This is a genomic window from Bacillus sp. GW821-FHT01G09 (assembly GCF_059422205.1).
This window is the reverse complement of record NZ_JBWKWL010000001.1, coordinates 156,964-169,578: the sequence shown is the minus strand read 5'-3', so window position 1 is coordinate 169,578 and position 12,615 is coordinate 156,964. Positions and strand designations below refer to the sequence as shown.

The following is a 12,615-nucleotide window of genomic DNA, read 5'->3' as shown; positions in this document are numbered from 1 at the left end:
AAGCGCTATGAAGTTGATTGCGGTTGGAGATAACGTTGTAGATTATTACCAGGATCAAGAAACATTCTACCCGGGAGGAAATGCCTTAAACGTTGCTGTGCTTGCCAAGCGGCTCGGGCATGAGTCTTCCTATATCGGAATCGTCGGCAATGACGAAGCCGCGGCACATCTGTTGAACGTTCTCAAGCTGGAGCAGGTCAATGCAGATTATATCCGCCAGGCGCACGGAGAAAACGGGATGGCGATTGTCACCCTTGATGAACAGGGGGACCGCATTTTTGTCAGGTCAAATAAAGGCGGCATTCAGTCCCGGCTTCGGCTCGTGTTCCAGGAGAAAGATATAGCCTTTATCAGCGGACATGATCTGCTGCATACGAGCGTGTACAGCAGGCTTGAGAACGATCTTCCCCAGCTGTGCGGGCTTGTCCCGGTCTCATTTGATTTTTCAACCAATCGGGAGGATGATTATTTGAGGAGGGTCTGTCCTTATGTGACGTATGCGTTTTTTTCGGGAAGCGATTTGAGTGAGTCGGAATGCGGCGAGCTTGCCAAAACAGCTCATGGGTACGGAGCCAAAATGGTTTGTATGACCCGAGGGGGCCAAGGAGCAATCCTGTCTGCGGGTGATCGAATCTATCATCAGCTGATTGTGGAAACTGATATAATAGATACACTTGGAGCGGGTGATTCTTTTATAGCAGGCTTTTTGACTGCCTTTTGCGTGAAGCAGGATATAACGTACGCTTTGCGCCAGGCTGCTGAAACGGCTGCGAAAACATGCGGTGTGTACGGAGCTTTCGGCTATGGCTATCCTTATCGCTTGGAGGACGGGGGAAGCAGTGAAAAAACGAGAATACTATAAGCAGTGTCTCGTTTTTTATGCCTGTTATGTGTAGGGGCTGTTGATGGTAAAAGTGACACGGTTTGTGTGCATCAAAAACAATGAGCAATAGATTGGCTGGTCGTTTGATGTAAAAGCCGTTTTATCAATTTCAAACAGCGCATCCCCGATATCACAATCCAGGTATTTGCTTTCCTCCTGTTGGGCATATACAACGTTTAATAGCTTCGTATTGTGCGTGGGTACAACTTTGTATTGCTGTTTCAAAATATCATGCATGGATACGCCGTCAGCAATAAAGGTATCAATGCCGGGAAACAAATCAAGCGGATAATGCGTCACTTCAAAGGTGAGAGGCTGATCATCATTATATAAAATCCGTTTTAATTCAACGACAGGGCTCTCGGGATGGATTTGAAGCTTTTCGGCGATGGGTTTTGTCGCTGGAATGATGTCATGGGACAGCACATGATGCTTCGGTTTTTTGCCGGTGGATTCCATAAATTCCGAGTAGCCGTTTACAGCGATCAGCTCTCGTTTTAATTTAGGGCTTTTAACGAACGTTCCCTTTCCCTGCTGCCTGATCAGATAGCCTTCTTCGACTAAATCGAGAATGGCTTTCCTGACGGTGATGCGGCTGACGTTATACTTGCTGCAAAGCTCGTTTTCGGTAGGCAGCTTGGCAGTTGGGGAATACACGCCCTTTTTGATGTCATCAGTGATGATTTGTTTTAGCTGAATGTATAAAGGTGTAGAACTTCCGTTGTTTAACAAAGGGTAGCCTCCTTTTAACCTATTATTTATATTATAATGTATTATGACGTTATAATACAAATTTACATTTTTTATTTTAGAGATATAGCAAAAATGGGAATCGATTACTCTAAAAATAACAGAAAGACCAAGTTGTTTCCAGTGACGAAATAACGGGTCAAAAGATAGGGGGACTTTTCTGATGGCTTCATTAACATTTGAACACGTCAAAAAATCATATCACTCACAATTAACCGTGAAGGACTTTGATTTAGATGTAAAGGATAAGGAGCTTTTGGTGCTGGTGGGGCCGTCAGGATGCGGAAAATCAACAACGCTGCGGATGGTGGCTGGATTAGAAAGCATTTCTGAAGGAAATCTTCTTATTGATGGGGAGCGGGTCAATGATCTTCCGCCGAAAGAACGTGATATTGCGATGGTATTCCAAAACTATGCGCTTTATCCGCATATGACGGTTTTTGATAATATGGCGTTTGGATTAAAGCTCAGAAAGATGGCGAAACAGGAAATTGCCGAGCGGGTTCATGCGGCAGCTAGAATTTTAGAAATTGAACATTTGCTGAAGAGAAAACCGAAGGCGCTCTCTGGCGGGCAGCGGCAAAGGGTGGCGCTTGGCAGGTCGATTGTGAGGGAGCCGAAGGTCTTTTTAATGGACGAGCCGCTTTCTAATCTGGATGCAAAACTAAGAGTGACGATGCGGACAGAAATCAGCAAGCTGCACCAGCGATTAGAGGCAACGATTATTTATGTCACGCATGACCAGACCGAAGCAATGACAATGGGAGATCGGATTGTCGTCATGAATGAAGGGGAAATCCAGCAAGTGGCGAAACCTCATGACATTTATCATTACCCGGCCAATTTGTTTGTCGCAGGCTTCATTGGCTCTCCCGGAATGAACTTTTTGAAAGGCATCATAGAACAGCAGCATGGCGAGCTGTTTTTCACAAATTCTTCGATCCGGCTTCATATTCCTGAAGAAAAAGCAAAGCGGCTGAAGGAAAAGGGATATGCCGGAGAACAGATGATTGCCGGTGTACGGCCGGAGCACATCACACAAATGACAGGAAATGACCAGTTGTTTGATTCAGTGTTTCAAGCGAACGTGGAAGTGAATGAAAATCTGGGCTCGGAGCTCATAGTGCATGTTATGGCTGGAGACGAGCGGCTGACGGTTCGCCTGGACGGAAACACCCGAATCGCAGCAGGCGATTCAATCCAGCTCTCAGTGAAAATGGACCACGTCGTCTTTTTCGATGCGGAAACGGAAGAGGCTGTGTATTAGAAAAAGGTGCTCCTTAAAAGGAGCACCTTTTTCTTACGGCCAAATCTCATCCGCCCATTCAGGGTGGTCGATAAATGGATTGCGGTTGTGCTGATATTTTTCATAAATGATTTCATTTCTTTTCCGCTCGCGGTCGTCAACCGGATCCTGCTTATTCCATTCAAGCAGGACAGATTGTTTGCCATGATAAGGAGCTGAGCCGTTGCCTGTCTTATCATTAAGCTCAAGATCAGGATAGCCGTCATCACCCTCGTAACGGACAGCCATGTAAAACAGCATGCGGGCAACATCGCCTTTCACATCATCGCGGGGCTCCCATGAATCGCCGTCATAATAATTTCCGGGTGCCTTCGTATATTCAGTGCCGCCATTGTCAAAATCCATATTTCCTCTGGCGCTGTTAACTTGAACATCAGCCGGGCGCAAATGATGAATATCAGTACCAGGTCCCTTGCTCGTACCAAAATCGCCATGGGATTTCGCCCAGACATGCTCGCGGTTCCAATCGCCGACATTGCCGCCGTTCAGGTTTTTGGAACGCGATTCATTCGTATAGAGCAGGATGACGTTATTCGGATTTCTTGGGTCTTCATCCGTTTCTTTCAGCGCGTTCCACACTTCGCTGTAGGACAGCATCGTGTGTCCGCTGATAATACGGTGCAGGGTGCTTTTTAGCGAGTCTCCTGTTTTACCTTCAGCCCCTTCATAATAGGTATCTGTGTCAGCATAGGGTGCAGCGGGGGCGGCTAATGAGAGAAGGCTTCCCGTTCCTGAAGGGGAAGACGCCAATCGGTCATTAAGGCTTAATGTGGTTTGCGCGCTTGCTGAAGCTGCCGGCGCAAGCCATCCGGAAATCAGTAATACACAGACGAGCGGCAGAAACCATGCTTTTTTTGTCATCACTTGCCCTCCTTTTATCAGATCATGTCTATTATCTAAAATTGAAATAAAGGATAGAAGTGTCATTTTGTATATTTTTCATTAAAATTGTAAATTAGTCCCTTTGGAGGAGGCGGAAATCTCCTGTTTCCATATCTTTAGGTCCTGTTTTTGCGGGCTGCCGGCATTTCTGTTTTCATCCGTTCCGCGAACATCGCCTCTCCAGCTTAGCTTGTTCATATGAAAGGCATTTTGACCCTCTCTTTCGCTCTTGCTGGCTCTCTTCCTTACCGTGTTTTCTTTTGACCTTTACATCAAAATAGTTGTGACATGTAGGGTGTATCTGGTTGCTGGATGGATACTGTGGCTAAAAAATAAACGTTTTTTTGGTTAATCTGTCAATGAACTATCATGTTGCTCCTTCTATAATGAAGTCACCATAGCGGCCAGAGGGGGGAGTACATGGAAAAGCAGAAGCTTTCAGTAAAAAACAGCATCACAGATTATATTGAATGGCTCGCCCAATACGGTGCGTCTGCGGATGGCGGCGTAACGAGGCTTTTATACACAAAAGAGTGGATGGACGCACAGCTTGCTGTGAAAACGGAAATGTCTTCTTTCGGGCTTGAAACAAGATTCGACGATGTCGGCAATGTGTTTGGAAGGCTTTCGGGCACCCAGTCTCCGGATGAAGTCATTGTAACCGGTTCACATATCGATACTGTCATCAATGGGGGAAAATACGACGGCGCCTATGGTGTTCTGGCGGCAATGCTTGCGATAAAGCGGCTCAAAGAGACATATGGAGCGCCGAAAAAAACACTCGAAGCGGTATCCTTATGTGAGGAGGAGGGCAGCCGTTTTCCAATGACCTATTGGGGATCAGGGAATATGACGGGTGTTTTTTCATTACAGGATGGAGCAGAGCCAAGAGACGAATCAGGAGTCTCGCTGCAACATGCGATGCATGAGAACGGTTTTGGCAAAGGTGTGTTTCAGGCAGCATATCGGACAGATATCAGCGCTTTTGTTGAGCTCCATATTGAACAGGGACAGACATTGGAAATGTCAGGACGGGATCTCGGGATTGTGACAAGCATTGCGGGGCAGAGGCGATATCTCGTCACGCTGGAGGGGGAATGCAATCACGCGGGAACTACCTCCATGAAATGGCGCAAGGACCCGCTCGCAGCCAGCAGCCGTATCATTCATGAGCTGTTGCTGCGGTCGGAGGAGCTGCCGGAGGAGCTCCGTCTGACATGCGGAAAAATAACGGCAGAGCCCAATGTAGCCAATGTCATACCGGGCCGCGTCCAGTTTTCAATCGATATTCGCCATCAGCATCAGCATGTGCTGGAGCAGTTTCATCAAGACATGGTTGCTTTGATCAACGGCATTTGCCTTCAAAAAGGAATTCGCGCCGTGATTGATGAATATATGCGGATAGAGCCTGTGCCGATGGACGAAAGGCTGAAGGCTGCGGCTTTTGAAACAGCATTAGAAAACAGCTTCAGCTGTGAGGAAATGGTGAGCGGAGCAGGGCATGACGCGCAAATGATCGGAAGGCGCTATCCTGCTTGTATGCTGTTTGTGCCAAGCCGAGGCGGCATCAGCCACTCACCGAAGGAATATACGTCAGCCAGACAGCTTGAGATCGGCGTCCGCGCACTGACTGATTTATTATATAAACTGGCTTACTGATAAAGGAGGAATGGCTGTGTCAGGCAGAAGAGAATTATGCACCCCATTAAGAACGATTATGACGCCGGGACCTGTTGAGGTTGATCCGCGTGTATTAAGAGTAATGAGCACCCCGGTTGTCGGCCAATTTGATCCGGCGTTTACAGGTATTATGAATGAAACGATGGAGATGCTTCGGGAGCTGTTCCAAACAAAAAACCGCTGGGCATACCCGATTGACGGCACTTCACGGGCGGGAATTGAAGCAGTGTTGGCTAGTGTGATAGAGCCGGAAGATGATGTGCTCATTCCCATTTACGGCCGTTTCGGTTATTTGCTGACTGAAATTGCCGAGCGATATGGGGCAAATGTTCATATGCTGGAGTGCGAATGGGGAACAGTTTTTGACCCGGAGGACATCATACGGGAGATAAAAAAAGTGAAGCCGAAAATTGTGGCCATGGTGCATGGAGAAACATCGACAGGACGGATTCACCCGCTGAAAGCCATCGGCGAAGCCTGCCGCACCGAGGATGCATTGTTTATCGTCGATGCAGTCGCAACGATTGGGGGCTGCGAGGTTAAAGTCGATGAATGGAAGATTGACGCTGCCATCGGCGGAACGCAAAAATGTTTGTCTGTGCCTTCAGGAATGGCGCCGATTACATATAATGAGCGGGTGGCGGACGTGATTGCAGCTCGCAAAAAGGTGGAGCGGGGGATTGCGACACAAGCTGACAGGGAAGCGCTTTTGGGAAATCGGCCAATCACAAGCAACTACTTTGATTTGAGCCAGCTTGAGGATTATTGGAGCGAAAGACGGCTCAATCATCATACAGAAGCGACGACGATGCTGTACGCCTTACGTGAGGGAGTCAGACTGGTGCTTGAAGAAGGTCTTGAGACGCGTTTCGAGCGGCATCGGCACCATGAAGCCGCATTAGCAGCAGGGATAAAGGCAATGGGGCTAAGATTGTTTGGAGATGACAGCTGCAAAATGCCTGTTGTTACCTGTGTCGAAATTCCCGGCGGCATTGACGGCGAGTCTGTCCGTGACATGCTGTTGGCACAATTCGGCATTGAAATCGCCAGCTCATTCGGCCCGCTTGCAGGGAAGATCTGGAGAATCGGCACGATGGGGTACAGCTGCAGAAAAGAAAACGTGCTATTCGTGCTTGCCGGGTTAGAGGCTGTGCTTCTCAGACATAACGCAGGAATCGAAGCAGGAAAAGCGCTCCAAGCAGCGCTGGATGTGTATGAAAACGCTGACCGCCAGGCAGCGGTGTAAAGAAAAGCTTGCGGACCTCCGCAAGCTTTTTAGATGTAATTTCGTGTTTTCTCCAATCTGATTTTCTTCGTTTGACTCTTTTTACAAATCCTCTTTCTATGTGTTTTATTTTCTGACAAATCATGAGTCATTTTTTCTTCCATCGTCTATTCTTTATACAAGTTACCTATAAAATCACGCTGAACTAGTTGTTTCTCACGGCAATTTTCGAGAGGAGGATGCGGCATTGGGGAATTTTCACACGATGTTAGATGCGCTCCTGGAAGACCAGGAGGAGGCTGTACTGGCGACAATTGTTCAAGTTGAAGGCTCCGCGTATCGAAAAGCAGGCGCCTCTATGCTCTTTAAGAAAAAAGGCAGACGGATTGGCTTGCTGAGCGGCGGGTGTGTGGAAGAAGATGTATTCCAAAGAATCAGTGCGCTGGGCGATCAGCTCACATCAACGCTGATTCCCTACGACATGAGGTCGGAGGACGATCTTTCTTGGGGCATGGGAGCCGGGTGCAATGGCATTATTCATGTTCATGCGGAGCGAATCACTCAGGAAAAAAGGCGGCACTATGAGAAAGTGAGGGACTGCCTTCATTCAGGCAAAGCTGTCACTTCCGTTATAAAGATTGGATCCTCCCATTATTTATTTCTGACGGAGAACGGGCATTTTGGGAACTGGCCGGACGCGCCTCTGCAAGATATTCAACGTACTGTTTCAACGCTTCATTTACCGCATTTCGATCAAACCACTCACATGTTTATTCAGCGAATTGAACCGAAGCCGCGTCTCATTCTGTTTGGGGCGGGACCGGATACTGTACCGCTGGCCAATTTGGCGGCTGACACAGGGTTTTCTGTTATCGTGACGGATTGGCGGCCCGCTTATTGTACATCCTCTCTTTTTCCAAAAGCGGATCAGCTGATCACCGCTTTTCCGGAACAAATGCTTAGCGAATTTCAATTTTTTCCGCATGATGCAGCTGTTGTGGCAACCCATCATTATCAGCACGATCAAACGATCATCAACTTCTTATTTTCTCAAAACCTCCATTATATTGGACTGTTGGGTTCGGCAAACCGCACGAAACGGCTGCTGAACGGAAAACATCCCCCGTCTCACTTTTACAGTCCGGTCGGGCTTGAAATCGGTGCGGAAGGTCCCGAGGAAATTGCGGTAAGTGTAGTTGCAGAAATTATTCAAACAAGAAAACGGCTGGCGGTTGTATGAGAAACCCCTATCTGATCGGCGTGTTTCTCGCTGCTGGCAAAAGCAGAAGAATGGGTCAAAACAAGCTGGCTTTGCCGCTAAAAGGAGAAAACATAGGCTCCCTTTCTTTGAAAACTGCTCTGTCGTCCCGCCTTGATCACGTGCTGGTCGTCGAGCGGACAGAACATGCTTCCCTTGAGTGGATAGGGGCGCCGTATCACGCTCCGCCTTTTCAAAAACGCTGGAGCCTGCACGTTTGCCAAGACGCAGAAAAGGGTCAGGGGCATTCAGTCAGCAGCGGGGTGAGAAAAGCAGAAAGCATGGGGGCGGACGGCGTTGTCATTTTGTTAGCCGACCAGCCTCAGATTTCCGTCGATCATCTCAATGCCCTTATGGCACTGGCTCCTGAGTCATTTGCCGTGTCATCGTTTTTAGGGGCGTTCACCCCGCCAATCTACTTCTCGTCGGCTTGTTTTCCTTATGTAAAGGGGTTAACGGGAGATGAAGGGGCTCGCAGGCTCCTGAAAAGCGGACAGCTTGGAGCAGGAGCGGTTTTGGAGGCAAAGGATAGCGGCGAGTTGGACGATATTGATACACCCGAGGAATATGACATGGTAAGGAGGGCGATGGCTTGAACGGCCAAGTGACAAAAGCAAGGATGAATATTCAATTATGGAGGCCGGCAGCGCTTGATGAGGCCTATTCGCTTTTAGAGAAGCTTGCTCCGGATGTGAGTGCCGCATCGGGAAGCACGCTGCTTCAGCTTCAGTGGGACAAAGGAACTCTACCGAAACAGCACCTTGTCAGCCTTGAAGGGATTGACGAGATGCGAGGGATCAGCGCCAGTGACACCCACGTGTCGATCGGGGCGCTCACATCACTGAATGAATGCAGAAAGAACCCTTTGATCAAGAGCGCGCTTGGCTGTTTCAGTGACGCTGCTTCCGCTGTCGCTGCACCGGGGATTCGCAGCCGTGCCACGATTGGCGGCAACATAGCGAGTAAAATCGGTGATTTCATTCCGCTTCTGCTTGTGCTTGGTGCTGAGCTTATCGTATATCAAAAGGAGCTAATCAGGCTGCCGCTTGGCGCTTGGCTCAGTGAGGAAGACTTTAGAACGGCTATCGTCACGCATGTCATCATCCCGCGGGCGGAGGGAGAGCGTGTATTTTATCACAAGCTTGGAATGCGCCAGGCTTTTACAGGAGCGGTTGCTGTTGCAGCTGGACGTTTTTTGAAAGACGGCGGCATTCGCCTCGCCGCTGGCCATGCCGATATCACTCCTAGGAGATTATTGGACAGCGAAGCGAAATGGATGGCACCAGGGTGGGACTCGCATGATCTGTACAAAACACTTATCCATGAGCTGCCGTTTTCCTCAGATGCTTTTATGTCAGCGGCATACAGAAAAAAAGCCGCTGCCAACGTCATCATGGCAGAGCTGATGGCTGAGGGAGGGGAATAAATGATCATCAACAAACCGTCAAGAGTCAGGCCGGATGGAAGGGGTAAGGTCACAGGGGAATTGAAATATATGACCGATCTCAGCTTTCCAGGAATGCTGTATGGCAAGGTGCTGAGAAGTGCTTATCCTCATGCAGAGATTGTGTCGGTTTGCACCATGAAAGCTGAGAAAATGGAAGGCGTGCAAGCCGTCGTCACACATAAAGACGTTCCCGGCTTAAACCGATTTGGCATTATCATCCCTGATCAGCCGGTTTTATGTGAGGACAGAGTGCGGTATGTCGGGGATGCGATCGCCGCAGTTGCTGCGGAAACGGAAGAAATCGCGGAAGCGGCGCTGGAGCTGATTCAAGTTGAGTATAAAGAGCTGGAAGTCATGGATTCACCAGAAAAAGCGCTTCGGCCGAATGCGCAAAGACTGCATGAGGACGGGAATATCCTGCACCGCGCGTTTTTTTCAAACGGCGATGTGGAAGAAGGGTTTCAAGCATCTGACACAGTCCTTGAAGAAACCTATGAGCTGCCGCGGCAGATACATACGTATATGGAAACGGAGGGAGGCGTAGCCGTTCCGGAAGACGACGGGGGTTTTACGATGTATGCAGGAACCCAGCACGGCTATAAAGACCGTTTCCAGCTTGCCCGTATTTTTGACATTCCTGAAGAGAAGATCAGGATTGTGTCAAGTCCGATGGGCGGCTCGTTCGGAGGGAAGGATGAGCTGAATATTCAGCCGTATGCCGCGCTTTTGTCACTGAAAAGCGGACGTCCTGTCAAAATCCATCAGACACGAAAGGAATCTGTACGTTCTGGCATTAAGCGCCATCCGATGAAGATTACGATAAAAACGGGTGCGGATCATTCGGGAAATCTATTGGCGCATGACGTGAAAATTGTGGCGGACACAGGCGCATATGCTACGCTCGGACCGGCTGTTCTTGATTTTTCTGTCGAGCATGCCGCGGGGCCGTACCGTATTCCGAATATCCGGACTGAAGGAATATCAGTATTTACGAACAACGGGGTGGCGGGGGAATTTCGGGGCTTTGGCGGCAACCAAATCACATTTGCACTCGAAACCCATCTCGATCGTCTCAGCGGCATGCTCGGCATCGACCCGCTCGAGCTGAGAAGAAAAAATATCAGAAAACCGCATGACTTGGGGCCGCTTGAGCATCGAATTGCACCAACTGACGGAGCGGCGCAGGTGTTGAATGCCATATCTAAATCTCCCATTCTTACAAGAACCAGCCGGAACTGCGGGTATCTGCAAAGAGGCACGGGAGCGGCAATTACAATGCACGGCGGCGGGCTGGGCTATGGCCGAATGGATGCGGCAGGAGGCCGTTTGTCCCTTTCGAGTGAAGGCAAAATCACAGCATCGTTCGGATTTGAAGAATGCGGACAGGGGATTCTAGCAGCGATTGAACATATTGTCATGGAGGAGCTGGGTTGTGCCGCAGAAGATATTTCCATTGTTATTGGGGATACCGCAAAAGTGCCGAAGTCAGGCTCCTCCACAGCATCCCGCGGCACAAGCATGGTGTGGCACGCGATCCAGCGTTTGAAGAAGCCGTTTCTAGCTCAGTTGAAAAAACGGGCGGCGGAATGGAACGGCTGTTCAGCGGAAAACCTTATTCCCGGCGCTGCAGGCTTGCGTGACAAAAACACAAAGGCGCTCGTGGTGACGTATAAGGAGCTGGCTGAAAAAGGCCCTTTGGCAGAGGAAACTGCATTTGACTTTCCAACAACGCCTGATCCTGTGGTGGGCGGCCATTTTCTCTACTCATTTGGAGCGGCTGCCATTGAGGTGGAGGTAGATCTGTTAACAGGTGATGTCAAATTGATAGATTGTGAGCACGCTATTGCGGCAGGTCCGGTTGTCAGTCCGCAGGGATATCTAGGTCAAATTGAAGGCGGCGCTGCCATGGCACTCGGCTACACACTGATGGAGGAAGCGAAAATGACGGACGGCCGTTATGCCGCGGAAAATTTAGATCACTATTTGATCCCCGGAGTCAAAGACGTTCCTGACATGAAGCTGATTGCAATAGAAGACTTAATGAAGGGAGACGTATATGGACCGCGCGGTGTTGGCGAAATTGGAACAATCGCCATCACTCCGGCGATTGTAAAGGCAGTACATGATGCGGTCGGATGCTGGATAAACAAGCTGCCAATTTCAAGAGAAGAGCTGCTTGAAGCGATAGACAGAAAGGGGCTGAAGCAATGGACGTAAAAGAGGCCGGGCCATTTCCTGTAAAAAAGGAACAGTTCCGGATGACCGTGAATGGGCAGGAGTGGGAGGTTGCTGCCGTTCCTACGACACATCTGAGTGACCTGCTTAGAAAGGAATTTCAGCTGACCGGGACAAAGGTGTCCTGCGGAATCGGCCGCTGCGGAGCCTGCTCTATTTTAATCGACGGAAAACTGGCCAATGCGTGTATGACCATGGCTTACCAAGTGGACGGCCATTCCATTACAACAATCGAGGGCGTACAAAAAGAGGAACTGGATATCTGCCAAACCGCTTTTCTGGAAGAAGGAGGCTTCCAATGCGGCTACTGTACCCCAGGAATGATAATTGCGCTTAAAGCTCTGTTTCAGGAAACCCCTCAACCTTCTGACGAAGATATAGAAGAAGGGCTGGCGGGGAATTTGTGCCGGTGTACCGGGTATGGCGGGATTATGCGGTCAGTTTGCAGGATTAGAAGAGAGTTGAACGGGGGTAGACGGGAGTCCGGCTTTTAAAAGCCGGACTTTTTTAGCCTCAGTCAGACAGCGCAGTCAAGACGCAGAAGCGCTGTGGGAAACATCACGATAAATCTCGTAGAACTTGATAGCTTCTGGATTAGAAAATGATTAGTGAATCCATAGCAAAGACGCCATAAAAACTTCTTATGGCGTCTGTCGGACAGGGAGGTGTTGGATACGGCGGAGGCAAGGAAAGTTAAACTTAATAATTAAAGATAGCTGCTCCAACAATGATCAACAAAATGAATAGCACCACGATCAAAGCGAAGGAGCTCCCGAAACCGTTTGAGTAACCAGAGTTTCCACTGTATCCACCAGAATTGTAGAATCCCATAATGTCACCTCCTTTAGTGGAGATAGTATAAGATATGCCAAACGATCATTTTCGACATAGATTTAAGTCTAAAAAAGAAAAAATGAATATTTTGTCTAAAGGTGTAAGAGAGAACGCA

General features: G+C 48.9%; 13 protein-coding genes. 9 read left to right on the top strand and 4 right to left on the bottom strand.

Translation table 11 applies throughout. The annotated features are described in order from the left end of the window. Window positions 1-7: 7 nt before the first annotated feature. Complete coding sequence (gene frlD / locus AC07VD_RS00840) at window positions 8-862, top strand: fructosamine kinase FrlD (protein ID WP_494721607.1); 855 nt, start codon at window positions 8-10, stop codon at window positions 860-862. Window positions 863-886: 24 nt separating this feature from the next. Here the strand turns inward: frlD and frlR are convergent, their stop codons facing one another. Beyond that, window positions 887-1,615, bottom strand: a complete 729-nt coding sequence (gene frlR, locus AC07VD_RS00835; protein WP_024572487.1) for a transcriptional regulator FrlR — start codon at window positions 1,613-1,615, stop codon at window positions 887-889. Between the two features lie 181 nt (window positions 1,616-1,796). Here frlR and AC07VD_RS00830 point away from each other — a divergent pair, with 181 nt between their 5' ends. Continuing rightward, complete coding sequence (locus AC07VD_RS00830) at window positions 1,797-2,900, top strand: ABC transporter ATP-binding protein (protein WP_101501440.1); 1,104 nt, start codon at window positions 1,797-1,799, stop codon at window positions 2,898-2,900. Window positions 2,901-2,933: 33 nt separating this feature from the next. On the opposite strand, the gene AC07VD_RS00825 is transcribed toward AC07VD_RS00830, so the two are convergent. After that, a complete protein-coding gene (locus AC07VD_RS00825) occupies window positions 2,934-3,800 on the bottom strand; it encodes an endonuclease I family protein (RefSeq protein ID WP_494721608.1) in 867 nt (288 codons plus the stop codon). Window positions 3,801-3,881: 81 nt separating this feature from the next. Beyond that, window positions 3,882-4,019: a hypothetical protein gene (locus tag AC07VD_RS00820; RefSeq protein WP_003228634.1), complete on the bottom strand. Its 138-nt coding sequence runs from the start codon at window positions 4,017-4,019 to the stop codon at window positions 3,882-3,884. Window positions 4,020-4,241: 222 nt separating this feature from the next. Here AC07VD_RS00820 and allC point away from each other — a divergent pair, with 222 nt between their 5' ends. The 7 genes from allC to pucE all read left to right on the top strand — a co-directional run bounded on the left by allC (window position 4,242) and on the right by pucE (window position 12,160). Then, window positions 4,242-5,480, top strand: coding sequence for an allantoate deiminase (gene allC, locus AC07VD_RS00815; RefSeq protein WP_144530682.1), 1,239 nt, complete (start codon window positions 4,242-4,244; stop codon window positions 5,478-5,480). Between the two features lie 16 nt (window positions 5,481-5,496). Next, window positions 5,497-6,747 (top strand): (S)-ureidoglycine--glyoxylate transaminase, encoded by a 1,251-nt coding sequence (pucG, locus tag AC07VD_RS00810; RefSeq protein ID WP_101169595.1) that lies wholly within the window; start codon window positions 5,497-5,499, stop codon window positions 6,745-6,747. 226 nt (window positions 6,748-6,973) lie between these two features. Next, complete coding sequence (locus tag AC07VD_RS00805) at window positions 6,974-7,966, top strand: XdhC family protein (protein WP_494721609.1); 993 nt, start codon at window positions 6,974-6,976, stop codon at window positions 7,964-7,966. Further along, a complete protein-coding gene (gene pucB, locus AC07VD_RS00800; RefSeq protein ID WP_101169593.1) occupies window positions 7,963-8,580 on the top strand; it encodes a xanthine dehydrogenase accessory protein PucB in 618 nt (205 codons plus the stop codon). The genes AC07VD_RS00805 and pucB overlap by 4 nt, the downstream gene beginning before the upstream one ends. After that, window positions 8,577-9,410 carry a xanthine dehydrogenase subunit C gene (pucC, locus tag AC07VD_RS00795; RefSeq protein WP_494721610.1) on the top strand — a complete coding sequence of 278 codons (834 nt, stop codon included), beginning with the start codon at window positions 8,577-8,579 and terminating at the stop codon, window positions 9,408-9,410. Before pucB ends, pucC begins: the two co-directional genes overlap by 4 nt. Continuing rightward, window positions 9,411-11,648 (top strand): xanthine dehydrogenase subunit D, encoded by a 2,238-nt coding sequence (pucD, locus tag AC07VD_RS00790; RefSeq protein ID WP_494721611.1) that lies wholly within the window; start codon window positions 9,411-9,413, stop codon window positions 11,646-11,648. It abuts the gene before it with no gap. Next, window positions 11,639-12,160 (top strand): xanthine dehydrogenase subunit E, encoded by a 522-nt coding sequence (gene pucE, locus AC07VD_RS00785; RefSeq protein WP_130572822.1) that lies wholly within the window; start codon window positions 11,639-11,641, stop codon window positions 12,158-12,160. Before pucD ends, pucE begins: the two co-directional genes overlap by 10 nt. 205 nt (window positions 12,161-12,365) lie before the next feature. On the opposite strand, the gene yuzJ is transcribed toward pucE, so the two are convergent. Continuing rightward, on the bottom strand, window positions 12,366-12,497 hold the full coding sequence (gene yuzJ / locus AC07VD_RS00780; protein ID WP_009968115.1) for a YhzE/YjcZ family sporulation protein YuzJ: 132 nt from the start codon (window positions 12,495-12,497) through the stop codon (window positions 12,366-12,368). Window positions 12,498-12,615 lie beyond the last annotated feature (118 nt).